This window comes from Microbacterium sp. NPDC057658, from assembly GCF_042799975.1.
In the GTDB taxonomy this organism is placed as follows: domain Bacteria; phylum Actinomycetota; class Actinomycetes; order Actinomycetales; family Microbacteriaceae; genus Microbacterium.
Genome location: NZ_JBHVHT010000001.1, coordinates 649,460 through 673,880, shown reverse-complemented (window position 1 = coordinate 673,880; position 24,421 = coordinate 649,460). Strand labels below are relative to the sequence as shown.

Here is a 24,421-nt window from a genome sequence, read left to right as displayed (position 1 = left end):
GCTGGGGAGCGGGAAGACGAGACGGACACCATCTGCTCCGGGAGCGTCGCGGTATGCAGCCGCGATGCTCCCGCAGGGCCTCGGCGATCTGGGGACGCCGAGGCCCTCGGGGCGTCCGCGTGCGGCCTGAGGCCTCAGGCGAGCAGGACCGTGTAGCCCGCAGCGCGCAGCGCGTCGACGGCGGCCCCGTCGGCCCCTCGATCCGTGATGACCGTGGCGAAGAGCTCCGCCCCGCCGACGGTGGAGAAGGCCTCGGCCCCGAGCTTGCTGCCGTCGGTCACGACGACCGCCCGCCGCGCCCGCTCCGCCATCATCCGGTTCACCGCCGCCTCGCGCTCGTCCTGCGTGGTCGCCCCGGCTGCCGCGTCCATCCCGTTCACGCCGATGAACGCGAGGTCCAGCCGCACCCCGCGGAGGAGCTGCTCGACGAACGGGCCGACGAGCTCGTAGGTGCGCGAGTGGATGACCCCGCCCGTGACGACCACCTTCATCTCCGGCCGGGTCGCGAGCTGGGCGGCGATGTTCACGGCATTGGTGACCACCGTGATCCCGCCCTCCGCCGCCAGGTCCTCGCGGGCGGCGAGCGCGGCCGCGATGGCGGTGGTCGTCGTGCCTCCGGAGAGGCCGACTACCATGCCGGGGGTGACGAGCCCCGCCGCGGTCTGCGCGATGCTCTCCTTCTCGTGCGTGCGGAGATGGCTCTTGTAGCGGAGCGGCAGTTCATAGGCGACGGTCTGGGCCACGGCACCGCCGTGCGTGCGGGTGAGCAGCCGCTGCTCGGCGAGGGAGTCGAGGTCGCGGCGGGTGGTGGCCGGGGAGGCACCGAACCGCTCCACCAGCTCCTCCACCTTGACCTCTCCGTCCGCCGCGAGGAGGTCGAGGATCGCGTGCAGTCGGGCCGCGCGCTTCACCGGTCGTCGTTTCGCGTCGAGGTCGCAGCCGTGCCGGGAACCTCTGCGACCGGAGCGGGATTCTGCGACGGCAGCAGGGCGAACAGTCGCAGCATCCGGGCCGCTTCGTCCGCGAGGGCGGCGCGGGCGGGAGCGAGGTACTTGCGGGAGTCGACGAGACGGTCGTCGGCGGCGAGCACCTCGCGGACCGCCCGGGTGAAGAAGCCGTTGAGGTGGGTGGAGACGTTGACCTTCGTCATCCCGGCGCGCACGGCATCGGCGATCACGGCGTCGGCCACTCCGGACGAGCCGTGCAGCACGAGGGGCACGTCGGTCCCGTCCGCGGCGGCGCCACGCAGAGCCGCACGCAGGCGGCCGATGAGGTCGAGGTCGAGGGAGGCGGTGCGGTCGGTCATGGCGTGCGACGACCCCACGGCCACGGCGAGGGCGTCCACGCCGGTGGCGGCCACGAACGCCCGCGCCTCGTCCGGATCGGTGCGCACACCGGGGGCGTGGGCGCCGTCCTTCCCGCCCACCTCGCCGAGCTCGCCCTCCACGTACACCCCCGCCGCGCGGGCCCGGGCGGCGACCTCGGCGGTGACCGCCACGTTCTCGTCGTAGGGCAGCGCGCCGCCGTCGAACATGACCGAGCCGAAGCCGAGGGCCACGGCCTCGTCCACGAGCTCCGGCCGCTCCGCGTGATCGAGGTGCACCGCCACCGGGGTCTCCGCGCGTCGTGCCGCGGCGAGCGTCGCGAGGGCGACCGGCTCCAGACCGCCGTGGTAGTCGGCGCAGTTCTGCGAGATCTGCAGGATCACGGGGAGCTGGGCGAGCGCGGAGGCCCGCACGAGGCCCTCCGCGGTCTCCAGGTGGATGACGTTGAACGCGCCGATGCCGGTGCCGGCGGTGGCAGCCGCGGAGACGAGTTCCCGAGCGGAGACGAGGGTCACGAAGGGTCCTTCCGGAAGGAGGCGGGGTCGGGGCGGGAGACGCGAAGCTGCTCCTCGAGCGCGCGCCAGCGGGGGGAGATGTCGCCGGCGAGCGGCATGAGGACGGCGGCTGCCGACCACGCGGTCGCGCGACGGAGGATGACCTCGGGGTCGCGCTTGCCCTCCGCGGTGAGCACGGCGCAGGCCGCGACCGCGGCGTCTCCGGCCCCGGTCGGGTTGCCGGAGAGCGGCTCGTCGAGTCGGGCGTGCAGGAGATCGGTCGCGGTGACCGCGAGCATGCCGTCGGCACCGAGCGACAGGAGCACGAGCTCGGCACCGCGGGCCAGCAGCGAGCGCGCGCCCTCGACGGGGTCGGCGATCCCGGTGGCCTCGGCGAGCTCCGCGGCGTTGGGCTTGAGCACGGTCGCCCCGGCGTCGGCGGCGCGCAGGAGGGCCGGGCCGGAGGTGTCGACGATCACCGGGACGCGGGCGTCCGCACCCACCGCGACGAGCATCGGCACGAGCGACTCCGGCGCCCCGGGCGGAAGGCTCCCTGAGACGACGAGGACCGCGGCGCCGGGAAGCCGGTCGACGACCTCCGCAAGAAGCCCGCCCCACTCGGCATCGGTCGGGTTCACCCCTCGCTCGTTGACGATCGTGGTGTCGCCCGCGGCCTCGTCGACGAGGGCGATGCTGCGACGCGTGTCGGCCGCGACGGGCACGAGCACATGGGGCACCCCGCTGGCCGTGAGCTCCGCGGCGAACTCCGCGCCGACCGGACCGCCGGCCGTGGTCAGCGCGAGGACGGAGGCCCCCTCGGCGTGTGCGACCCTGGCGACGTTGAGGCCCTTGCCGCCGGCGCGGGACGCCCCGGTCTCGGCGCGGTGGGTCCCGCCGGCCACGAGCCGATCGACCTGCCAGGTGAGGTCGAGCGCGGGGTTCGGGGTGACGGTGAGGATCATGCGAGCTCCCTGGCACGGAGGGCGGCGCCGATCAGGCCCGCGTTGCCGGACAGCTCGGCGGGGACGAGCGCGGGGAGGCGGTGGAAGCTGAGGCGGGCGGCGAGGCGGGTGCGCAGCTCGTCGAAGAGCGCGCCGCCCGCCCGCGACAGTCCGCCGCCGATCACCACGGCCTCGGGGGCGACCACGGCGGTCAGCTGCGCGAGCGACAGGGTGAGCGCGTCCAGAGCCGAGTCCCAGATGTCGGCGGCGACCCGATCCCCGGCGGCCGCTCGGGCGATGACGTCCTTGGCGCCGTCCGGGGTCGTCCCCGTGGCCTCCCGGTAGCGGCGCGCGATGGCGCCCGCCGAGGCGACGGCCTCCAGACAGCCACGGGCACCGCACGGGCACACCGGTCCGTCGGCGATCGGGGAGTGCCCGATCTCGCCGGCGTAGCCCCCGGCCGTGTAGGGGCGGCCGCCGACGAGCAGGGCGCCGGCGATGCCGGTGCCGATCACGAGGATCACCGCGTCGTCGTAGGCCCGCGCGCCGCCCAGCTCGTGCTCGGCCCAGCTCGCGGCGCGCACGTCGTGGTCGAACGCGACGGGAAGGCCGAGACGTTCCGCGGCGAGCGCGCGCAGCGGCGCGTCCCGCCAGCCCATGTTGCTCGCGAACACGCCGACCCCGGCGGCCGCGTCGACGATCCCCGGCACCACGAGCCCGGCGGCGCGCGGCGTCACGTCGGGATGCTCGTCGCGGAGCTGCGCGGCGAGCACCTGCAGTCGGTCGAGCAGCGCGGGGGTGCGGTCGCCGGCGGCCGTGGGGGTGGGCGTGCGACGGAGGCCGAGCGCCCGCCCGTCCGCATCGAACAGCGCCGACTTGATGTCCGTCCCGCCGACGTCGAAGGCCAGGACGGGCGACCCGGCGCCGAGCGTGCGCACCGCGGCGAGCTTCTCGCCGGCCTCGTCCCTCGCGACGTCGGGGATCGCGTCCGCGGCGTCGTTCGGGGTCATCGCTCGGCTCCGGGGATCGCTGGCGTCATGCATCCAGGATGACGGATCGCGTGAGGTTGCGCGGCTGGTCGGGGTCGAGCCCGCGGGCCACGGCACGGTCGAGGGCCGTCCGGTGCAGGCGCACGAGGTCGGCGAGCGGGTCGATAGCCCGGTGCTCGAAACGGGCGCCCGTGGCGCGCACCTCCGCGGCCAGGCCTTCCGGTGCCTCTCCGAACTGCCACGTCACCCGGCCCGGCGCGGCGATGGCGATCGGACCGTGACGGTAGTCCATCGACGGGTACGCCTCGGTCCACGACTGCGAGGACTCGCGCAGCTTCAGGGCGGCCTCGTGGGCCAGGCCGATCGTCCAGCCCCGCCCGAGGAACGTGTACTGCTCGGCGTCGCGCAGCTCGGTGTCGTCGCCCTCCTCGGCGAGCACGGCGGTGGCGTCGGCGATGGCTCCGGAGAGGTCTTCGCCCAGCGACGCGCGGAAGAGGGCAAGCGCGGTCGTGGCGAAGCGCGTCTGCACGACCGACTGCTCGTCGGCGAACGGCAGCAGCACCGCGTCGTCGACGAGCGAGACGAGCGGGGAGTCGGGGTCGCCGATCACGCCGATCGTGCGGGTGCGCGCCTTGATGCGGTCGACGAGTTCCAGCACCTCGGTCGTGGTGCCGGAGCGGGTGAGGGCGACGACCGCGTCGTAGCCGCGGTCGATGAAGGCCTCGGACGCCGCGAAGGCATCGGTCTCGCCATGGCCGGACGATTCGCGCAGCGCCGCGTACGACTGGGCCATGAACCACGAGGTGCCGCAGCCGACGACCGCGACGCGTGCCCCGCGGGTCGGCAGGAGGGCCTGCTCGGCGGTGAGCTCGGCGGCGGTGGCCCACATCTGCGGCTGGGAGCGGAGCTCTTCGCGCATGTGCGCGCCGGGCAGCGAATCGGTCATGAGGAGGCCTTTCGGACGAGTTGTTGTGTACTTGTGATTGTTTCGGGGGTGATCCGATCATAGTATTTCGTCCCAAGAGAGCAACATCTTGATTTGTTTGTTTGCCTGACAAATAATCGGGACGAGTTCCCCCGAGCCCCCGCTCGGACGATCGCGACCACCTCGGCGGCGTGATCAACACGCACCGTCGCGTGGAGTGTTCTGCGACTGTGCACCACCCCCCTCTCCGGAGAGCGGATCCCGCCCGCTGGAGCAGCACCCACAGTGAGGAATGCAATGCCCATGAACAAGTCACGGCGATACGGGGCCGCAGCGGTCGCGGCCGTCGCCACGCTGTCGCTCGCATCCTGCGGTTTCGGTGGATCGGGAGGAGACAGCGGCGGCGGCGACGACGCCAGCACGCTCGACCTGCTCGTCCCCAGCTACTCCGACGCCACGAAGGGTCTCTGGGAAGACGTCATCGACGGTTTCACGAAGGACAACCCCGACATCACCGTCAACCTCGAGGTGCAGTCGTGGGACAACCTCGAGAAGGTCATCTCCACGAAGGTCCAGGCCGGCGAGGCGCCCGACATCTACAACGGCGGCCCCTTCGCGGGCTTCGTCGAGGACGAGCTGCTCTACCCGGTCGAGGAGGTCGTGTCGGACGACGTCTACTCCGACTTCCAGGACTCCTTCCTCGCCAACGCCGAGGTCGACGGCACCGCCTACGCCCTGCCGATGATCGCCTCCGCGCGTGCCCTGTTCGTCAACAACGACCTCCTGTCCCAGGCGGGCGTCGAGGCGCCGACCGACTGGGACTCCCTGCTCGACGCGGCGACCAAGGTGTCCGGGCTCGGCGGCGGTGTCGCGGGCTACGGCATGCCGCTCGGCTCGGAGGAGGCGCAGGCCGAGGCCGCCGTCTGGCTCTGGGGCGGCGGTGGATCCTTCGGCGACGCGTCGGAGATCACCATCGACACCCCGGAGAACCTCGTCGGCGCCGAGCAGATCAAGAAGATGATCGACGCCGGGGCGACCCAGGCCGACCCCGGCTCCACGCAGCGCTCCCCGCTGATGGACATCTTCATCCAGGGCAAGATCGGCATGCAGGTCGGCCTGCCGCCGACGGTCGGCCAGATCGCCGACAACAACCCGGACCTCGACTACTCGATCGTCCCGATCCCGACCGAGGACGGCTCGCCGTTCACCCTCGGCGTCATGGACCAGCTCATGGCGTTCGAGAACGACGGCGACAAGCAGGAGGCGATCACGAAGTTCCTCGACTACTTCTACTCGCCCGAGGTCTACGTGCCGTGGGTGCAGGCGGAGGGCTTCCTCCCCGTCACGAAGTCCGGCGCCGAGGAGCTGTCCGGCGAGGAGGCCCTCAAGCCGTTCCTCGACGTGCTGCCCGACGCGCAGTTCTACCCGTCGACCAACCCGAAGTGGTCGGCCGCGGACGGCGCCTTCAAGTCGCTGTTCGGACAGATCCAGGATCAGCCGGCCGCCGATGTGCTGAAGCAGATCCAGGACCAGGTGGACGCGGGCTGACCCGCGGAACGGAGAGGTTCGGGAATCCCCCATGAGCCAGACGACAGAATCCTCGAACCTCGCGGGGGCGGCCACCGGCCGCCCCCGCACCCCGGACGCCGGGACGGCCGTGCGCGGTCGCCCCGGCGGGCGGGACCTCCTGCAGGCGCTGCCGTGGATCGCCCCCGCGCTGGTGCTCATCATCGGCGTGGTGCTGTTCCCCGCCGGCGTCATGTTCTTCAACTCCACCCGCGACATCTCGCTGTCGGGCCTGGACAAGGGCTCGGTCGGCTTCGACAACTTCGTGACCGTCTTCACGTTCCCGGAGTTCTGGCCGATCTTCGTTCGCACGATCGTGTGGGTCGTGTCGGTCGTGCTGTTCACGGTCGTCATCTCGCTCGGACTCGCGCAGATCCTCAACAAGGCGTTCCCGGGTCGCCAGCTCGTGCGGATGGCGGTCATCGTGCCGTGGGCCGCGTCCGTGGTGATGACCACGATGGTCTTCTACTACAGCCTCGAGCCGTACTTCGGGGTCTTCAACAAGTTCCTCTACGACATCGGGCTCTCCGACGACGCGGTGGGCTACGGCTGGACGAAGAACCCGACGACGGCGTTCGCCTGGTCGATCGTCATCGCGGTGTTCGTGTCGCTGCCCTTCACGACCTACACGATCCTCGCGGGGCTGCAGTCCGTCCCCGCCGACGCGATCGAGGCCGCCAAGATGGACGGCGCCGGAGCCGCCCGCACCTACTGGTCGATCGTCCTGCCGCAGCTGCGGAGCGCCCTCGCCGTGGCGATCCTCATCAACATCATCAACGTCTTCAACTCGCTGCCGATCCTCAAGGTGATGACCGGGTCGATCCCGGGCTACGGCGCCGACACGATCATGACGCTCATCTTCAAGTACATCGAGCTGCAGAAGAAGGTCGACGTCGCGAGCGCCCTGTCGGTCGTGGCCTTCCTCATCGTGATCGCGATCGTCGCGGCCTACGTCAAGATCGTCAAGCCCATGAAGGAGGTCTGATCATGACCGTGACCGAGACCGCCCTCGTGACCACCGCCGACTCCCGCGGACGACGCACCCCGCCGATCCCCGGCCGCCGGCGCCGCTACACCGCGGATCAGGTGACGCTGCCCCGGGTGATCCTGCGCACCGCCGCCGGGTTCCTCGTGCTCGCGGTCTTCGTGCTGCCGTACCTCATCATGTTCTTCGGATCGGTGAAGACGAAGGCGCAGATCCGCTCGGTCGACCCGACCTACCTCCCGGTGGAGTGGCACTGGGAGAACTACCTCACGATGTGGTCGACGCCCGAGACGCCGCTGCCGTACAACCTCGTCTCGACCATCGTCATCTCCGTGTTCGCGACGCTCCTGGTGCTGCTCGTGTCGCTCCCGGCGGCGTACTACACGGCCCGGTTCCGGTTCCCCGGCCGCATGGTGTTCCTGTTCCTCGTGATCGTGACGCAGATGCTGCAGCCGGCGGTGCTCACGTCGGGCCTGTTCCGGCAGTTCACCGTCCTCGGCCTCGGCGACACCTGGACCGCGATGATCTTCATCAACGCGGCCTTCAACCTGTCGTTCGCCGTGTGGATCATGCACTCGTTCTTCGCCGGCATCCCCAAGGAGGTGGACGAGGCGGCGCAGATCGACGGTGCCGGACGCCTGACGGTCCTGTTCCGGATCAACCTCCCGCTCGTCTGGCCGGGCATCGTCACCGCGATCGTGTTCACGTTCGTGGCCTGCTGGAACGAGTTCGCCGCCTCACTGGTGATCCTGTCGACGGACAAGAACCAGCCGCTGTCGGTCGCGCTCACGAAGTTCGTCGGTCAGTACGAGACGAGCTGGCAGTACGTGTTCGGCGTCTCGATCGTCGCGATCCTGCCCGTCATCATCCTCTTCATGCTCATCGAGAAGCGTCTCGTCGGCGGCCTCACCGCCGGCAGCGTGAAGTAGCCCGTCCCGGTTCCCGCCCACCCCCGGGTTCCCGTCCACCCCCCGGGTTCCCATCCGGCGCCCCTGCACGACCGCGGCGCGCGTGCAGGGGTTCCGGGCGGATCCGGTCGTGCGCCCGTACCCGGATCGTGCAGCCGGAACATCCGACGGGAGTGGTCAGGGGCGGGTCGGGGGCGGGATCAGGGGCGGGGGCCGCCGGCGCGGAGCTGCTCGGGGCTCCATCGCACGCCGAGGACGGCGGTGAGAGCGGCCTGCGCGGGGCCGGCGGAGGGGGCGACGCGCGGATCGGCGTACCGGATCGGGATGTCGGCGGTGCCGCGGGCGGGGTAGCCGCTCTCGGCCCGCACCCGCTCCAGGAACCGGGGGCCGAGCTCCGTCGCGGGGCCGCCGATGACGACCTCGATCGGATCGAGCAGCGCCCCGATGAGCTTGATGGCCCGGGCCAGCGCCCGCGCCCCGTCGTCGATCAGCGTCTGATCCGCCCGGGCGACGAGGGCACGGACCGCCGATGCGTCCAGGGCGTCCGAGAACTCCTCGCCGAGCATCGGTCCCATCGCGGCCGCCGACTCCAGGCAGCCGCGACGGCCGCAGCGGCACGGACGGGCGGCGTCGCCGAACACCACCTGCACGTGCCCGATCTCCCCCGCGCGGTCGCGGGGTCCCGGCGCGAGCTCCCCGTCGAGGGTGACCGCGGCGCCGATGCCCCCGCCGCTGTGGATGAACAGGCGGTAGCCCGAGGGGGCGGCGTCCAGCCCGGCCTCCGCGATGGCCTCGGCGTCGACGTCGTTGACGAGGAGGACCGGGACGCCCGCGATGCTCTCGAAGCGCTCCGCCAGCGGCACCTCGTGCCACTCCAGTTGCACGCTCTCCAGCACGGTGCGCCCGTCGGTCGTCCCCGGGACCTGCACACCGACCGCGAGCAGCCGTTCCCCGGAGGTCGCCACGACCTTCGCGACGGTCTCGTCCAGGACCCGGTCGCGCGTCTGCACGGTGTACGCGATGCTGCGTCGTTCGACCTCGGAGCCGTCGAGGGCGACGAGCGCCAGGTACGCGCTGGTCGGCTGCACGACGAGCACGAGGATCAGGTGATGCTCCGCGTAGATGCTGAGCGTGGTCGCGCGCTTGCCCCCCGTGCTCACCGCCTGCTCACCCTCCGCGATCAAGCGGTTCTCGATGAGCTCGGCGACGAGGGACGACGCGGTCGCCGCCGTGAGGCCGGTCGCCCGCGCGATGCCGGCGCGGGTCTGCGAACCGGAGGCCTGGAAGACGAGCTGGAGCGCCCGTCGCAGGTTCGCTCGCCGAACCGCCGCCTGGGTGTCCAGCGCGTCGTCGTGGGTGAACATCTGCGGGTTCCTTCTCGGGGCCGAGGTCCGTCGATTGACAGCGCGCGTACCGCTCCGTACGCTCGGTCCGTTAGTTTATTCATTGAACTTAGTCAGCCCGAGCGTCGATCGGGAGGAGCATCGTGCGCTACCCCCAGATCCTAGAGCGCCCCGCGGATCGGGCACGAGCCGCGCAGCCACCGGGCAACGGTCACGCCCGCGGTATCCGGGAGCGGAACCGCGCCCTCGTCCTCCGCACCCTCATGGAGCAGTCCGCCCTGAGTCGCGCCGATCTGTCCCGGCTCACCGGCCTCGCCCGCCCCACCGTCTCCGAGGTCGTGCGCGACCTGCTCGCCGACGGTGTGATCCGGGAGAGCGGACCCAGCCAGGAGTCCCGGCCGGGGAAGCCCGCCGTGATGCTCGAGTTCGACCAGCGTGCCGTCCAGGTCATCGCACTCGACCTCTCCGCACCCGACGACATCGTCGGCGCACTGGCTTCGCCGGACGGCCGCATCGCGCACCGCCTCCGCCGGCCGCGCACCCCGGACGCCGCCGCCGCCATCGCCGGTCTCGTCGCCGAGCTGCGGGCCCTCGCCGACGGTCCCGCGCTCGGCATCGGCATCGGCGTGCCCACCGGCTCCTCCGCGCTGCTCGGTCTCGGCCCTCGACTCGCGGACGTCCTCGACGCGCCCGTCCACCTGTTCGACGACGCCGATCTCGTGGCCGACGCCGCGCAGCGGTTCGGCTCCGTCGGCACCGACTTCCTGCTCGTCCGCATCGGCACCCGCATCGGCACCGCGATCCGCGTCGTCGGCGACGACGGCGCCCCGGTGGAACGCTCCAGCGGCGCCCGCGAGCTCGCGCACGTCGGTGCGGGTGGCGACCCCGGCGAGCTGTGCCTGTGCGGCCGCGACGGCTGCGTCCACGCGTGGGCCGCGGCTCCCGCGATCGCCCGGCGCCTGGAGACGCCGGGCGCAGACCACGCGACGGTGCTCACCGCCGCCGGCGCCCGGCTCGGCACGTCGCTCTCGGTCATCGCCGCCGCCGTCGACCTGCCCACGATCGTCCTGAGCGGTCCGGACGGGATCGTCTCCCCGGAGTTCGTGGACGCGACGGCCGCCGCGGTCCGTGCCGCCTCGCACCCCTCCCTCGGACCGACCGTGGTGCCGAGCGCGCTCGACGACGCCGTCCTGCTGGGCGCGGCGACCCGCGTGGTGGCCGCCGAGTTCAGCCCGCGCTGACGGACGCGCCCGTCATCCGTCCCCTCCCGCCCGGAAGGGATGGGAGACTCGATCCCGCGAGGCGGCCGTCCGTCGTCTCGATCCGTCCTGGGAGGGAATCCGCATGAAGGTACTCGTGATCGGCGCGACCGGCAGCATCGGCGGGGTGGTCGCCGCCACCCTCGACGTGCGGGGACACGAGGTCGTGCGGGCGTCCCGCTCCGGCGAGCAGAACGTGGACGTGACCGACCCCGCCTCCATCCGCAGCCTCTTCGAGCGGGTCGGCCCGGTCGACGCCGTCGTGGTCGCCGTGGGCTCCGTGCCCTTCAAGCCGCTCACCGATCTCGACCGCGACGACTATCTCGCCGCCTTCACCGGGAAGACCCTCGCGCAGCTCGACGTCGTACGGGTCGCCCTCGACCACGTGACCGACGGCGGCTCCATCACCCTCACCAGCGGCGTGCTCGCGCGGGAGCCGATCGCGACGGGAGCGGCGGCGGCGATGGCCAACGGCGCCCTGGAGTCGTTCGTGATCACGGCGGCGGCCGAGGCCCCGCGGGGGATCCGCATCAATGCGGTCTCCCCCGACGTGCTGGCGAACTCCCCCGGGTACTTCTCGACCTTCCCCGGCCACCGCCCTGTCACCGACGACGAGGTCGGCCAAGCGTACGTGCGCGCGGTCGAGGGCATCGTCTCGGGGCGGGTGCTCCCCGTCTGATGGCGCTCTCCCTCACTCCCGTCCCCACCCTGACCACCGAGCGGCTGGACCTCGTGCCGCTCGGACCGGAGCATCTCGACGGCACCTGGGCGGCCCTGCAGGAGCCCGAGGTGCTGCGGCTGACCGGCACCCACGCGCGCTTCACCCGCGAGGGCGTCGAGACCTGGCTCCGGTCGCTCGCCGACCGGGACGACCGGGCGGATTGGGCGATCCTCCGTCGCGACGACGGCGCGCACATCGGCGAGGTGGTCCTCAGCGACCTGGACGAGGACAACGGCTCGGCCGGTTTCCGCATCGCCCTCGCCGGCCCGCGGTGGTTCGGCGCCGGATACGGGACCGAGGCGACGCGCGCGGTCATCCGGCACGCCTTCGACACCGTGGGACTGCATCGCGTGGAGCTCGAGGTGTACGCGTTCAACCCGCGGGCGCAGCGCGCCTACGAGAAGGCCGGGTTCGTCGTCGAGGGCCGGCGTCGGGAGGCGCTGCGCTGGGACGGCGAGTGGGTCGACGCCATCGTCATGAGCGTCCTCGCGGACGGGTGACTGCACGCCGAACGGTGGTGAGCGCAAGGGGGAGGCGGAGCACAGGTCCGTGTCGGAAGATGAGGGCATGACCGACGCGCCGCTGTCTTCCCGTCCCTGGCTCCGCTCCTATGCCGAGGGCGTGCCGGCCGACATCGACGAGCCGACGCAGACCCTGCCGCAGATGCTGGCCGCCGGCATCCGGCGGTATGCGCGTCGCCCCGCCCTCGAGTTCTTCGGTGCCGTGACCACCTACCGGGAGCTCGGCGAGCAGATCGACCGCGCCGCGGAGGGACTCCGCCACCTCGGGGTCACGAAGGGCGACCGGGTGGCGCTGGTGCTGCCGAACTGCCCGCAGCACGTCGTCGCGTTCTACGCGGTCCTGCGCCTCGGCGCGATCGTCGTCGAGCACAACCCGCTCTACACCGCGCGGGAGCTGCGCCACCAGTTCGAGGACCACGGGGCCCGCGTCGCGATCGTGTGGGACAAGGTCGCCGACACCGTCGCGGGGTTCCCCGACGACCTCCGGGTCGGCCACATCGTGAGCGTCGACCTCACGGCGGCGATGCCCCTGTCGAAGCGCCTCCTGCTGCGACTCCCCGTCCCGAAGGCCCGGGCATCGCGGGCGAAGCTGACCGGCACGCCCCGCGCGCGGCACCTGACGCCGTGGAAGAAGCTCGTGTCGCACCGGCGGCTCCCCCGCCGCACCCCCGGGCCGTCGCTGGGCGACACCGCCGTCCTGCAGTACACGAGCGGGACGACCGGGATCCCCAAGGGCGCCATCCTCACCCACGCGAATCTGCGGGCCAACGCGATGCAGGGGCGGGCCTGGGTGCCAGGACTCCGCGACGGCGAGGAGACCTTCTACGCCGTGCTTCCGCTCTTCCACGCCTACGGACTCACCCTGTGCCTCACGTTCGCGTTGAGCATCGGGGCGAAGGTGGTGCTGTTCCCGGCCTTCGATGTGAGCCTGGTCACGGACGCCGCCCGCACGAGCCCGCCGACCTTCCTCCCCGCCGTCCCGCCCATCTACGACCAGCTGGCCCGCGCGGCCGGCCGCGGCACAGTCGACCTCTCGACGGTGCGGTTCGCGATCTCCGGGGCCATGAGCCTCCCCGTGGCGACGGTGCGACGCTGGGAGGAGGCCACCGGGGGACTGCTCGTCGAGGGGTACGGGATGACCGAGGCCTCCCCGGTCGCGCTCGGCAACCCGATGGGTCCGACACGGCGTTCCGGCACCGTCGGCGTCCCGTTCCCGAGCACGGAGATCCGTGTCGTCGACCCCGACGACCCCAATGTCGACGTGCCCACGGGCGAGCCCGGTGAGCTGCTGCTGCGCGGACCGCAGGTCTTCCAGGGGTACTGGGGGCGCCCCGGCGAGACGGCCGAGACCCTGCTGCCGGACGGCTGGCTCCGCACCGGCGACATCGCCGAGGTCTCTCCCGACGGGTTCGTCACCATCGTCGACCGCCGGAAGGAGCTCATCATCACCGGCGGCTTCAACGTCGCGCCCAGCGAGGTGGAGAGCGCGCTGGAAGCCCACCCGGACGTCGTCGCCGCCGCCGTCGTGGGGCTCCCTCGGGCGAGCGGCGGCGAGGAGGTCGCCGCGGCAGTGGTGCTCCGCGAGGGCGCGGCGGCGGACATGGACGGGCTCCGCGACTTCTGCCGCACCCACCTGACCGCCTACAAGGTGCCGCGCCGGATCACCGCCGTCGACGACCTCCCCCGGTCGCTCATCGGCAAGGTGCTGCGGCGCGAGGTGCGCGACCGGCTGCTCGCCGAGCGCGGGGCCTGACGCTCGGGCTCAGCGCCCCTCGGCGGCCTCGGTATGGTGGCGGATGACCTCGGCCACGACGAAGTTGAACCACTTCTCCGCGAACTCCGGGTCGAGGTGGGCGTCCTCCGCGAGCGCGCGGAGCCGGGCGACCTGCTGCTCCTCACGGTTCGGGTCGGACGGCGGCATCGCGTGCTCGGCCTTGAGGTGGCCCACCTGCTGTGTGGCGCGGAACCGCTCCGCGAGCAGGAAGATCAGGGCCGCGTCGATGTTGTCGATGCTCGCACGCAGCCGGAGCAGTTCGGCCTTCGGATCCTCAGCGGCAGTCATGCCCCTACTCTAGAGCCGCGGATCACCCGGCCTCCGACGAGGGGCACCGCTATCGTGTGCTCATGAGCAACGACCAGTCGCCGGCCTCCGCTCCGCACGACGGCCAGGGCGGTCCCGCCCCGGACTCCGTCCCCGCCCCCGTCGACGCCGCGCTGGTCGGAGCCGCGGTGGAGGCGCCCGATGCCGCCGCGAAGCCGTCCGTCCCCGTGGTGATCGAGCCGACCACGCCCAGCCGCTCGTTCTGGACGCGGATCGATCGGCCGTTCGTCTTCGGGTTCCTCGTGACCCTCGGAGGCCTCGGGGCGATCGTGATCGGCAGCGCGCTCTACAACCTCTCCACCGTCCTCATCTACATCGCGCTCGCCCTGTTCGCCGCGCTCGGCCTCGACCCGGCCGTCCGCTTCCTCGAACGCCGCGGTATCTCCCGCGCGCTCTCCGTCGTGGTGACGATCCTCGCTCTCATCGTCGTCGTGGCCCTCGTCCTCTGGATGATCGTGCCCATCGTCGTCGATCAGATCGCGGGGTTCGTGAAGTCGGTCCCCGGCATGATCCAGGACTTCACGAAGTCCGACCTCTACGCCACCCTCAACAACCAGTTCGGTGACCAGTTCCAGGACCTCGTGTCGGAGGTGCAGAAGTTCCTCTCCGACTTCGGCAACCTCGCGACGATCGGCGGCGGGGCGCTCCAGGTGGGCGCGTCCATCGCGAGCGGGATCTCGGGCGCGATCGTGGTGCTCGTGCTGACGCTGTACTTCCTCGCGACCCTCCCGGCCATGCGCCAGGGAATGCTGCGTCTCGTCCCGGCCCGCGACCGCGACCGGGCCGGCGACATCTCCCAGCAGATCACCGATTCGGTCGGCGGCTACGTGATGGGGATGGTCGTCCTCGCCTTCTGCAACGCGACCCTCGCCCTCATCCTCTACACCGTGCTCGGCCTGCCGTTCCCGCCGCTCATGGCCGCGATCGCCTTCTGCGTCACGCTCATCCCGCTCGTCGGCTCGGTGCTGTTCTGGATGATCGGCACCATCCTCGCGCTGTTCACGAACCCGATCGCCGCGCTGGTCTTCGCCGCGATCTACCTCGTCTACATGCAGATCGAGGCGTACGTGCTCACCCCCCGGGTCATGAACAAGGCGGTGGCCGTGCCGGGCTCGCTCGTCGTCATCGGCGCCCTCGCCGGCGGCACGCTCCTCGGTCTGCTCGGCGCCCTCGTGGCCGTGCCCGTCACCGCCTCGATCCTCATCATCGTCAAGCAGGTGGTCGTGCCGAAGCAGGACTCCCGCACCTGATCCCACCCCTGCACAACTTCGGAGATCCGGGCGACACGCCGTGAGCCGGGGGTCCTCCGCGGCGTGTCCGGCGAGATCTCCGAAGCTGTGCACGCGGCGGTCGAGAACGACGAAGCGCCCGACCCCTGAGGGCCGGGCGCTTCGCGGGGAGACGACTCAGATGAGGTCGTTGTCCGTCAGCCACTGCTTCGCGATGTCCTCCGCCGACTTCTGGTCGACCGTGCTCTGCACGTTGAGGGCGACGAGCTCCTCGGCGGTCAGCTTGGCGCTGATGCCGTTGATGACGTCGGCGATCTCGTCGGCCACGTCGCTGGACGCGATGGGGACGACGTTCGAGGCCAGGATGATGTTCTCCGGGTCTTCCAGCGCCACGATGTCCTCGGTCTGGAAGGCCGGGTCGGCCGAGTAGATGTCCGCGACCTGGATCTCGCCGGCGAGCAGCGACTCCAGCGTCGTGGGACCGGTGGCCGAGAACGCCAGGTCGACGCCGTAGACCTCCTTGGCCGCGGCGGGACCGTACGGACGCTGCTCGAACTCCGGAGCCGCGCCGATCGTGACCGGGGTGGTGACGTCCGCGAGGTCGGCGATCGAGGTGAGGTCGTTCTCCTCGGCGAAGCTCTTGAGCACCGTGTAGGTGTCCTGGTCGGAGGCTTCGGCGTAGTCGAGCGCGGTGAGGCCGTCCGGGAGCGCGTCCTTCAGGGCCGCGTAGACGTCGTCCGGGCTGGTGGCGGTCGCATCCTTGTCCAGGTACTCGAGCAGGTTGCCCGTGTACTCGGGGAACAGGTCGATCGCCCCGGACTCGACGTCCGGCATGTAGGCGTCGCGCTGGCCGATGCTGAACTGACGGTCGACGTCGAAGTCGGCGGCCTCGAGCGCCTGCGCGTAGATCTCGGCGATGATCTCGTTCGAGTAGTAGGCCTGCGAGCCGATGACGATGGTGTCGCTGCCCCCACCGTCGCCGGCGTCGTCGGTGGGCGCGTCCAGCGGGTTGCTGTTGGCGCAGCCGGAGAGGGCGAGGGCGGCGGCGAGCGCGACGCCGCCGGCAAGGGCGAGGCGGGACTTTCGTGCAGTGAACATGGACTTCCTCTTCTCTGGGGGACGATGCTGTGGTTCAGGCGGGTGCGGCCGCGGGGGCGGTCGCCCGAGCGCGGCGGCGTTGCGGACGGGTGCGCACACCGCGGGGCACCGCGGCGTGCTGGGCGAGCGCGAGCAGGAGGTCGACGAGGAGCGCGAGCACCGCGACGAGGATCGCGCCGCCGAGCACCTGGTCGAAGCGGCGGAGCGGAATGCCCTGAATGATCGGCCAGCCGAGGCCGCCGAGGTTCACGTAGGCCGCGATCGTCACCGTGGCGATGACCTGCAGCAGCGCCGAGCGGAGGCCGCCGACCAGCAGCGGCATGCCGAGCGGCACCTCGACCTTCCAGAACACCTGCCAGCCGGTCATCCCCATCGCCCGCGCCGCGTCGATGGTGCGGCGATCGACCGCCTCCAGGCCCGTGTAGGCGCCGGCCAGCAGGGACGGGATCGCCAGGACGACGAAGGTGATGATCGCCGCGAGGGGCGTGCGCAGCACCCCGAGCAGGAGCACCAGCAGCACCATGAGGCCGAAGGACGGGATGGCGCGGGCCGCTCCGGAGACGGCGACCGCGATCTCCCGCCCCTTCCCGGTGTGCCCGATGAGCCAGCCGAGCGGTACGGCGATCACCGCGGCGATCAGCACGGAGACCACCGTGTAGAAGACGTGCTGGCCGAACAGGACGGGGAGCGAGTACGTCCCGACCCAGCGGTCGGGAGAGAACAGCCAGGCGAAGGCCTCGGTGAACACGTTCATGCGGCCGTCCTCAACGTGATCGTCCGCCGCGCAGCGGCAGGGGTGGCCGCCGCCCGCGTCCACGGCATGAGGGCCCGCCCGAGGAGGACCAGCAGGAGGTCGATGACCAGGGCGATGACGACGACGGCGACGATGCCGGTGAAGACCTCGGCGAGGATGCGGCGCTGGAGGCCGTTCGTGAACAGGTAGCCGAGGTTCGTGACGCCGACGAGGATGCCGACCGTCGCGAGCGAGATGGTGCTCACCGCCGCCACTCGGAGGCCCGCGAGGATGACCGGCCCGGCGAGCGGGAAGTCGACCGTCCAGAAGCGGCGGAACCCGCCGTAGCCCATCGCGACCGCCGACTGCCGGATCGCGGGGTCGACCGAGTCCAGGCCGTCGGACACCGCGCGGACGAGGATCGCGATCGCGTAGATCGTCAGGCCGATGACGAGGTTGACCGGGCTGCGCGCCGGGTAGCCCGCCACCGACGGCAGCAGGATGAGGAGGGCGAGGGAGGGGATCGTGTAGAGCAGCCCGGTGAGGACGATGACCGGACCCTTCACAAGCTGATAGCGCCAGGCCACCCACCCCAGCGGGAGCGCCAGCACGAAACCGAGCACGATCGCGATCGCGCTCTGCTGCAGGTGCACCGCGGTGAGCTCGAGGATCAGCCCGAGGTTGTCGCCGACCCAGTTCACGGGGCCGCCTTCACCGTGTCGGCTCCGTCGACCACGCCCTCCGGCGCATCGACGATCGCCCCCTGCGTGCGGCCCTCGGAGTCGACGACCAAGGTTCCCCGCGGGGTCTGCTTGAGGTGCAGCGCGCGGCGGCCGCGGTCGGCCCCGATGAAGGAGGAGACGAAGTCGTCGGCCGGGTTCTCGATGATCTCGCTGGGGCTGCCGACCTGCACGATCCGGGCGCCCTTGTCGAGGATGACGACCTGGTCGCCGAGGAGGAAGGCCTCGTCGATGTCGTGCGTGACGAACACGACCGTCTTGTCGAGCTCGTGCTGCAGCCGCAGGGTCTCCTGCTGGAGGTCGGCGCGGACGATGGGGTCGACCGCACCGAACGGCTCGTCCATGAGGAGGATATTCGGATCGGCGGCGAGCCCGCGGGCCACCCCGACACGCTGCTGCTGACCACCCGACAACTGACTCGGGTACCGGTCGGCGAGCGCCTGGTCGAGGCCGACGGTCGTGAGCAGCTCGCGAGCACGCTCGTGTGCCTGCGCGCGCTTCACTCCGTTCAGCCGCAGCACGGTGGCCACGTTGTCGATGACGGTGAAGTGCGGCATGAGCCCGGAGTTCTGCATCACATAGCCGATGCGCCGGCGCAGGGCGACCGGGTCGCCCGAGAGCACGCTCTCCCCGTCGATCTCGACCTCTCCCGACGTCGGCTCCACCATGCGGTTGATCATCCGCAGCAGGGTGGTCTTGCCGCAGCCGGACGAGCCGACGAACACGGTGGTCTTGCGGGAGGGCAGCACGAGGCTGAAGTCGTCGACGGCGAGCGTTCCGTCGGGGAAGCGCTTCGTGACGTTGCGGAACTCGATCATGAGGGTGTCTCTCCGACGGTCGTGCGGACGTGCGGTCGTGGGTCGTGTGGGACTAGGCCGAGACCTCGACGCCCGGGGCGAAGGCGACGTAGCCGGAGAAGTCCTTGCCGACCCGGTCGAACGCCGACGGGTACGGGTGCGGGTACGACCACGCGAGATCCTTGTGCAGCTCTCCGTCGACCTGGACGGAGTAGTACTGGCACTCGCCCTTCCACGGACAGGTGTACGGCGTGGGGCTCTCGACGAGGACGTCCGGCGCGACGGCTGCCGGCGGGAAGTACCAGTTCCCCTCGATGCGGATGAGGTCGTCCTGGTCGGCCTCGGCGATGACGTTTCCTGCGAGTACAGCCTTCATGGTCCTGCCTCCTCGGATGTGGGTTCGAGCGTATAAGACGGGTGCGACATCCGGCACGGGGTTGCGCGCGTGGTCGTCAATCTGGGACACAATGCGCGTTCTGTTCGTCACGCGACCGGGATCGGATTGCCCGGATCAGGCCGAGTCGCGGCCGTAGCCCTCCAGCAGCCGCAGCCAGATCTCGCTGATCGTGGGGTAGGAGGGCACGGCGTGCCAGAGTCGGGCGATCGGGACCTCGCCGACGATCGCGATGGTCGCGGCCTGCACGAGCTCGGCGACCTCGGGGCCGACGAACGTCGCACCGATCACGACGTCGCGGTCGGAGTCGACGACCAGGCGCGCCTGCCCGGCGAAGCCGTCCTCGTACAGGCTCGCGCCCGCCACCCACCCGAGGTCGTAGTCGACGACGCGGACGGCGGTGCCGGCGTCCTTCGCTGCCGCCTCGGTGAGTCCGACGGACCCGACCTCCGGGATCGAGAAGGTGACCTGGGGCACCGCGGCGTGGTCGGCCGTGGCGACGTGACGGCCCCAGGGCGCGTCGTCCACCGCGTCGCCCTTCGCCCGCGCGACGATGACGTCGCCCGCGGCGCGCGCCTGGTACTTGCCCTGGTGGGTCAGCAGCACGCGGCCGTTGACGTCGCCGACGGCGTACAGCCAGTCGTGCCCGGGGACGCGGAGGGTGTCGTCCGTCTCGATCCAGCGGCCCGGCTCGAGTCCGACCGCGTCGAGCCCGATGTCGGCGCTGCGGGGAGAGCGTCCGGTCGCGACGAGCACCTCCGCCGCGGTCACCGTCTCGCCGTTGTCGAGAGTGATCGTGACCCGGTCACCGTCGCGGTGCACCGCCGTCGTACCGGTGTCGGTGCGGACGTCGACGCCGAGCTCACGCAGGCCGTCGGCCACCCGCTCTCCGGCGAAGGGCTCCATCCCGCCCAGCAGCCCGCTGCGCGCGAGCAGCGTCACCGACGAGCCGAGCGCGGCGTACGCGGTGGCCATCTCGACCGCGACCACGCCGCCGCCGATGACCGCGAGACTGTCGGGCAGCTCCTCGGCGCTGGTCGCCTCGCGGCTCGTCCAGGGCGAGGCCTCCCGCAGACCCTCGATCGGCGGGATGATCGCATCCGAACCGGTGCTGATGGCGACCGCGTGGCGCGCGCGCAGCACCCGGGTGCCGCCGTCCTGGTCGGTCACCGTCACCTCGCGCTCGCCGGTCAGCCGGCCGTGCCCCCGGGCGAGGTCGATGTGGGCGGACTCCAGCCACTTCACCTGCCCGTCGTCGGACCAGTTGCTCGTGAAGGAGTCGCGACGCTCGAACACCGCGCGCACGTCGAGGGAGCCGGTCACGGCCTGCGCGGCGCCGGCGACGTGCTGCGCGGCACGGAGCGCCTGGGCCGAGCGGAGCAGCGCCTTCGACGGCATGCAGGCCCAGTACGAGCACTCTCCGCCGACGAGCTCGCTCTCCACGATGATCGCGGTGAGACCGCCCTGCACGGCACGGTCCGCCACGTTCTCCCCGACCGGACCACCGCCCAGCACGATGAGGTCGTATTCGTCGGTCTTGTCGGCAGCAGTCATGCTCGCCCCTCTCGTGGCCGCGGCGGTCCGTGGCCCAGTCTCGCTCATGAGGAACGTCGAGTCACGGGTGAGTTGTTCCCGTCCGCCGATATGCCCGTCCTTCCCGTTCGGTTCCCGGTTCCGATGTTCCGGGTGCACGACCTGGATGCACGACGTTCCTTCCTCCGACGTTTCGGATGCACGACCTGAGGACGGCCGCACGACTCGGATGGGACGATCCGCCGGCGGCCGTGCCCCGGTCGTGCATCCGAAACCTGAACGACCGGGACTGCCCGGACCAGCCCGGGGGTGGTTCGATCCCAGCCGAGTCGTTCTTCGGGGTCCCGTCAGAGAGGTCGGGTCAGAAGGGTCCGGTCAGAAGGGTCCGGTCAGAAGGGTCGGGTCAGAGAGGTCGGGTCAGAAGGGTCGGGTCGACGTTCCGGATGCACGACCTGGGGACGGATGCACGATCGGGACGGGGCGATCCGCCGGCAGTCGTGTCCTGGTCGTGCATCCGCAACAGGACCGACGGAGTCGACGGGACAGACGGAGTCGGCGGGACGGACGGTGCCGACGGGACCGTCCGGGACCGTACTGGGGTCAGGCGACGACGGTGGGGCGCGCGGGACGCGTGTCGGCGAAGGCCCGGGGATAGGCGCGACGGAGGGCCACGACGATGAGGGTGGCCGCGGTCACCTTGATGAGGTCGCCCGGGAGGAAGGCCAGGGTCGAGAGGGCCGTGAGGTCGAGGGGAACGCCGGTGACGAGGGCCTGGACGGGGATGCCGAAGGCGTAGACGACGAGCACCCCGCCGACGAAGGCCGCGAGCGCGGTACGCCACCAGGTCGGGCGGCCGGTGCGCATCAGGAGTCCGATGACGACGACGCCCGCGATCCAGCCGAGCAGGTACCCGGCCGTGGGGCCGACGAAGACCCCGAGACCTCCGCGTCCGCCCGCGAGGACGGGAAGACCGACCGCCGCGAGCACGAGGACGAGGGCGACCGACCACGGTGCGACCCGGGGGCCGAGGACGAGACCGGCCAGCATGACGGCGAGCGTCTGTCCGGTGATGGGCACCCCACCGGGCAGCGGGACGACGACCGTGCCGAGCACGATGATGAGCGCGGCGAAGACAGCGACGCGGCCGAGGGTCGCGGAGGTGTCGCGGGGGGTGGATGCCATCGGGTGTCCCTTCCTGAACGGTGTTCACCTGAACACCGTTCACCAGGGTAGGGGCGCCCGCACATCCCGCGCAAATCACTCCGCAGCGGGCTCCACACTCCTGGTCCGCGGGGCGAGGACGGCCGCCGCCGCACCGATCACCGCGGCGAGCGCGAACACTCCCGCGAACGCATCCACTCCGGCAATGGCCCCGAGCGTGACGAAGAGCGAGCCCGTGACGGCGAGGGCGAGCGCGCTTCCGAAGGAGTCGGCCACGGTCATCGCCCCGCTGTTGAACCCCTGCTCCGCCGGGGAGGACATCGCGAGGACGAGCGCACTGGATCGCGGGCTCATCAACCCCATGCCCGCACCCGCGACGACCCAGGCGAGGGCGGCGAGCAGCGGGGTGGCCTGCGTAACCGTGATCGCCAGGATCAAGGCGATCCCGATGACCACGAGGACCGTCCCCACCCGCACCGCGGTCACGCTCGACAGGCGCTCGCCCATCCGCCCCTGGACGGTCGCCGCCGCCGACCAGGCGAGCGCACCCCCGGTCAGCGCGAGCCCGGCGAGGGTCGGCGACAGCAGGTACCGATCGGTGAGCAGGTACGGCAGGTAGATCTGCGCCCCGAAGAACGCCGCCGCCCCGAGACCGCGCACCAGGATCACCGACGGCAGGCCCCGGCGGGCGATGAGCGCGCCCCGCGGAAGGAGCGGGCGCACCGCCGCGATCGCGATCACCACCGCGGCCGCCGACAGGAACGGCCCGGCGACCGGGACCTCGCCCACGAGGTCGAGGGCGAGCACGGCGGAGGCGGCGAGCACCGACCACCCCAGCCGTCCGAGAGCCCACGGCGTGGTGGCGTCTCCGCTGCGCGCGAGGCCGCGGAGGGCCGGGACGACCATCAGCAGCGCGAGCACGACGAGCACCACGACCCCGAGGAAGACCCAGTGCCAGCTCCATACCTCCGTGACCGCACCCGCGATCGTCGGACCGATCAGCGAGGGGATGACCCACGCGGCGGCGAACCCCGCGAAGATCGCCGGATACAGGGACGTCGGGTACACCCGGGCGACCACGACGTAGAGAGCCACCATGAGTCCGCCGTTGCCGAGCCCCTGCGCGAAGCGTCCCGCGACGAGGACCTCCATGGTCGGCGCGAGCCCCGCGACGAGCAGTCCCACGGTGAACAGGGCGACGGACGCGTATAGCGGCGCCACGGGGCCCCGCCGATCGGACCAGTTGCCGGCGACCACCATGCCGATCACGCTCGTCGCGAGCGGTCCGGCGAAGGCCAGCGCGTACAGCCGCTCGCCGTCGAGGTCGGCGCTGACCGCCGGCATCACCGTGGTGACCGCCAGCGATTCGAAGGCGCCGAGGAACACGAGGGCGCACGCGCCGATCGTGATCCAGACGTACTCGCCGCCGAGGATGCGGGACGGGGCGGGCGTGGACGGCGCGGTGCGCCCGGTCTCGGTCGTCATGAGGACGACGCTAGAACCTCAAGAATGGTTGAGGTCAAGTCCCGGATGGACGCAGGTCCGGAAGGGAGTCAGCGGAGCGGGAGGATGCTCGTCGGCGCGGGAGCCTGCGCCTCGTGCCGGACTCCGAGCGGTGCTCCCGTCCGCTCGTCGAGGTCGAGCAGCGTGACGGTGTCGGAGCGCTGACCGGCGACGAGGAGCTTGCCCTGGTAGACGAGGTGGTGTCGCGGCCAGTCGACTCCGGAGTCGGCGAGCGCGACCGGCTCCAGGGCCTCGCCGCTGCCGCGCACCCGCAGCGCCGCGATGGTGTTGCTGCCACGGAGGGCGGTGTAGAGGAACTGACCGTCCTTGGAGCGGGTGAGCTCGGCAGGGAAGTCCACGCCGACCTGCGCGATGGGGCTGGCCGGAGCCGAGGAGACGACACCCCAGGTGCCGTCGGCGGCGGCCGCGAGCGTGAAGACCTCGCAGGAGTACTCGGTCACGACATGCAGGTGACCGCTCGGATGCACGACCATGTGGCGCGGACCGGTGCCGCGCGAGAGCACGACCTCCTGGTCGAGGACGAGCCCGGGGCCCTGCAGGCGCCAGAACCGGACGAGATCGAAGCCGAGGTCGGTCGTCGCCACGCGGCCGTCCGGCAGGAAGGCGGCGGCGTGCGCGTGAGATGCGCGGCCCGTGGCGCCGTACGGGTCGACCGCCGCGATGCCGTCCCCGGCGGGCGTGGCGGGGGCCGCATCCGGGTCGCCGTCGCCGAAGAGGGCGGCACGCAGGGCTGCCGCCGCATCCTCCTTCGCCGGCACGAGACGACCATCCGCGGCGAGTCCGAAACGGACGACCCGCCCGTCGCCGTAGCAGCTAGCGACGAGCGTCTGGCCGTTCGGCGACACCGCGAGATGACAGACGCCGTCCCCCGTCGCCACCGGATCGCCGAGCGGCGTCAGCGCCAGCTCCCCGGTGCGCGCGAACGCCTGCACGGCGGCATCGCCTTCCAGCGCCGCATACACGACGTCGAGGGACGGATGCGCCGCCAGCCACGACGGCGACGGCGTCTGCGTCACGGGTCCGCGGTAGGCGAGCGTCGCGGCCTCCCGGCCCTCGTCGCCTGCCAGCACGCCGATCCCCTCGGCGGAGCCTTCCATCGCCGGGCCGTAGCCCCCGAGCCAGAACCGCGTCATG

24 protein-coding genes are annotated in these 24,421 nt (G+C 71.7%); 8 read left to right on the top strand and 16 right to left on the bottom strand.

All coding sequences use genetic code 11. From position 1 onward, the window contains the following. Positions 1-134: 134 nt before the first annotated feature. From ACFU8V_RS03225 to ACFU8V_RS03205, 5 genes are read right to left on the bottom strand one after another with little or no spacing between them, the layout of a single operon-like run. The gene (locus tag ACFU8V_RS03225; RefSeq protein WP_378868928.1) at positions 135-911 is read right to left on the bottom strand and encodes a DeoR/GlpR family DNA-binding transcription regulator; all 777 of its coding nucleotides are present in this window, start codon (positions 909-911) and stop codon (positions 135-137) included. Further along, complete coding sequence (locus ACFU8V_RS03220) at positions 908-1,840, bottom strand: class II fructose-bisphosphate aldolase (protein WP_025104194.1); 933 nt, start codon at positions 1,838-1,840, stop codon at positions 908-910. Before ACFU8V_RS03220 ends, ACFU8V_RS03225 begins: the two co-directional genes overlap by 4 nt. Further along, positions 1,837-2,781 (bottom strand): 1-phosphofructokinase family hexose kinase, encoded by a 945-nt coding sequence (locus tag ACFU8V_RS03215; RefSeq protein WP_378868925.1) that lies wholly within the window; start codon positions 2,779-2,781, stop codon positions 1,837-1,839. The genes ACFU8V_RS03220 and ACFU8V_RS03215 overlap by 4 nt, the downstream gene beginning before the upstream one ends. Further along, positions 2,778-3,770 (bottom strand): ROK family protein, encoded by a 993-nt coding sequence (locus tag ACFU8V_RS03210; RefSeq protein ID WP_303709599.1) that lies wholly within the window; start codon positions 3,768-3,770, stop codon positions 2,778-2,780. Before ACFU8V_RS03210 ends, ACFU8V_RS03215 begins: the two co-directional genes overlap by 4 nt. A 25-nt stretch (positions 3,771-3,795) precedes the next feature. After that, entirely contained in the window at positions 3,796-4,695 is a 900-nt protein-coding gene (locus tag ACFU8V_RS03205) for an SIS domain-containing protein (RefSeq protein WP_085604321.1), read from the bottom strand. A 282-nt stretch (positions 4,696-4,977) separates the two neighbouring features. Here ACFU8V_RS03205 and ACFU8V_RS03200 point away from each other — a divergent pair, with 282 nt between their 5' ends. The 3 genes from ACFU8V_RS03200 to ACFU8V_RS03190 are packed head-to-tail and all read left to right on the top strand — an operon-like array spanning position 4,978 to position 8,154. Beyond that, complete coding sequence (locus ACFU8V_RS03200; protein WP_025104198.1) at positions 4,978-6,222, top strand: extracellular solute-binding protein; 1,245 nt, start codon at positions 4,978-4,980, stop codon at positions 6,220-6,222. A gap of 31 nt (positions 6,223-6,253) precedes the next feature. Then, positions 6,254-7,225 carry a carbohydrate ABC transporter permease gene (locus ACFU8V_RS03195; RefSeq protein WP_025104199.1) on the top strand — a complete coding sequence of 324 codons (972 nt, stop codon included), beginning with the start codon at positions 6,254-6,256 and terminating at the stop codon, positions 7,223-7,225. Between the two features lie 2 nt (positions 7,226-7,227). Next, positions 7,228-8,154, top strand: coding sequence for a carbohydrate ABC transporter permease (locus ACFU8V_RS03190; RefSeq protein ID WP_205807853.1), 927 nt, complete (start codon positions 7,228-7,230; stop codon positions 8,152-8,154). Between the two features lie 179 nt (positions 8,155-8,333). On the opposite strand, the gene ACFU8V_RS03185 is transcribed toward ACFU8V_RS03190, so the two are convergent. Further along, positions 8,334-9,497: an ROK family protein gene (locus ACFU8V_RS03185; protein ID WP_378868918.1), complete on the bottom strand. Its 1,164-nt coding sequence runs from the start codon at positions 9,495-9,497 to the stop codon at positions 8,334-8,336. Between the two features lie 122 nt (positions 9,498-9,619). Here ACFU8V_RS03185 and ACFU8V_RS03180 point away from each other — a divergent pair, with 122 nt between their 5' ends. The 4 genes from ACFU8V_RS03180 to ACFU8V_RS03165 all read left to right on the top strand — a co-directional run bounded on the left by ACFU8V_RS03180 (position 9,620) and on the right by ACFU8V_RS03165 (position 13,730). After that, positions 9,620-10,717, top strand: a complete 1,098-nt coding sequence (locus tag ACFU8V_RS03180) for an ROK family protein (protein ID WP_378868915.1) — start codon at positions 9,620-9,622, stop codon at positions 10,715-10,717. A 103-nt stretch (positions 10,718-10,820) separates the two neighbouring features. Further along, complete coding sequence (locus ACFU8V_RS03175; protein WP_025104203.1) at positions 10,821-11,414, top strand: short chain dehydrogenase; 594 nt, start codon at positions 10,821-10,823, stop codon at positions 11,412-11,414. Beyond that, entirely contained in the window at positions 11,414-11,956 is a 543-nt protein-coding gene (locus tag ACFU8V_RS03170) for a GNAT family N-acetyltransferase (RefSeq protein WP_025104204.1), read from the top strand. Before ACFU8V_RS03175 ends, ACFU8V_RS03170 begins: the two co-directional genes overlap by 1 nt. 67 nt (positions 11,957-12,023) lie before the next feature. Further along, complete coding sequence (locus tag ACFU8V_RS03165) at positions 12,024-13,730, top strand: long-chain-fatty-acid--CoA ligase (protein ID WP_378868910.1); 1,707 nt, start codon at positions 12,024-12,026, stop codon at positions 13,728-13,730. Between the two features lie 9 nt (positions 13,731-13,739). On the opposite strand, the gene ACFU8V_RS03160 is transcribed toward ACFU8V_RS03165, so the two are convergent. After that, the gene (locus ACFU8V_RS03160; RefSeq protein ID WP_025104206.1) at positions 13,740-14,039 is read right to left on the bottom strand and encodes a chorismate mutase; all 300 of its coding nucleotides are present in this window, start codon (positions 14,037-14,039) and stop codon (positions 13,740-13,742) included. Positions 14,040-14,101: 62 nt separating this feature from the next. Between ACFU8V_RS03160 and ACFU8V_RS03155 the strand changes: the two genes are divergently transcribed. After that, positions 14,102-15,328 carry an AI-2E family transporter gene (locus ACFU8V_RS03155; protein ID WP_025104207.1) on the top strand — a complete coding sequence of 409 codons (1,227 nt, stop codon included), beginning with the start codon at positions 14,102-14,104 and terminating at the stop codon, positions 15,326-15,328. A gap of 156 nt (positions 15,329-15,484) precedes the next feature. On the opposite strand, the gene ACFU8V_RS03150 is transcribed toward ACFU8V_RS03155, so the two are convergent. The 9 genes from ACFU8V_RS03150 to ACFU8V_RS03110 form a co-directional block, all read right to left on the bottom strand. Continuing rightward, positions 15,485-16,405: an ABC transporter substrate-binding protein gene (locus ACFU8V_RS03150; RefSeq protein WP_025104208.1), complete on the bottom strand. Its 921-nt coding sequence runs from the start codon at positions 16,403-16,405 to the stop codon at positions 15,485-15,487. Between the two features lie 34 nt (positions 16,406-16,439). After that, complete coding sequence (locus ACFU8V_RS03145) at positions 16,440-17,159, bottom strand: ABC transporter permease (RefSeq protein ID WP_025104209.1); 720 nt, start codon at positions 17,157-17,159, stop codon at positions 16,440-16,442. After that, positions 17,156-17,839 carry an ABC transporter permease gene (locus ACFU8V_RS03140; RefSeq protein ID WP_303709595.1) on the bottom strand — a complete coding sequence of 228 codons (684 nt, stop codon included), beginning with the start codon at positions 17,837-17,839 and terminating at the stop codon, positions 17,156-17,158. The genes ACFU8V_RS03145 and ACFU8V_RS03140 overlap by 4 nt, the downstream gene beginning before the upstream one ends. After that, positions 17,836-18,696 carry an ABC transporter ATP-binding protein gene (locus ACFU8V_RS03135; protein WP_303709593.1) on the bottom strand — a complete coding sequence of 287 codons (861 nt, stop codon included), beginning with the start codon at positions 18,694-18,696 and terminating at the stop codon, positions 17,836-17,838. Before ACFU8V_RS03135 ends, ACFU8V_RS03140 begins: the two co-directional genes overlap by 4 nt. Before the next feature lie 52 nt (positions 18,697-18,748). Then, complete coding sequence (locus ACFU8V_RS03130; protein ID WP_085604301.1) at positions 18,749-19,051, bottom strand: DUF427 domain-containing protein; 303 nt, start codon at positions 19,049-19,051, stop codon at positions 18,749-18,751. 135 nt (positions 19,052-19,186) lie between these two features. Then, positions 19,187-20,623: a dihydrolipoyl dehydrogenase family protein gene (locus tag ACFU8V_RS03125; RefSeq protein WP_378868902.1), complete on the bottom strand. Its 1,437-nt coding sequence runs from the start codon at positions 20,621-20,623 to the stop codon at positions 19,187-19,189. Positions 20,624-21,202: 579 nt separating this feature from the next. Beyond that, entirely contained in the window at positions 21,203-21,784 is a 582-nt protein-coding gene (locus ACFU8V_RS03120; protein WP_085604295.1) for a biotin transporter BioY, read from the bottom strand. A gap of 75 nt (positions 21,785-21,859) precedes the next feature. Beyond that, positions 21,860-23,248, bottom strand: coding sequence for an MFS transporter (locus ACFU8V_RS03115; RefSeq protein ID WP_378868898.1), 1,389 nt, complete (start codon positions 23,246-23,248; stop codon positions 21,860-21,862). A 68-nt stretch (positions 23,249-23,316) separates the two neighbouring features. Continuing rightward, complete coding sequence (locus ACFU8V_RS03110; protein WP_378868895.1) at positions 23,317-24,420, bottom strand: lactonase family protein; 1,104 nt, start codon at positions 24,418-24,420, stop codon at positions 23,317-23,319. Position 24,421: the final 1 nt, after the last annotated feature.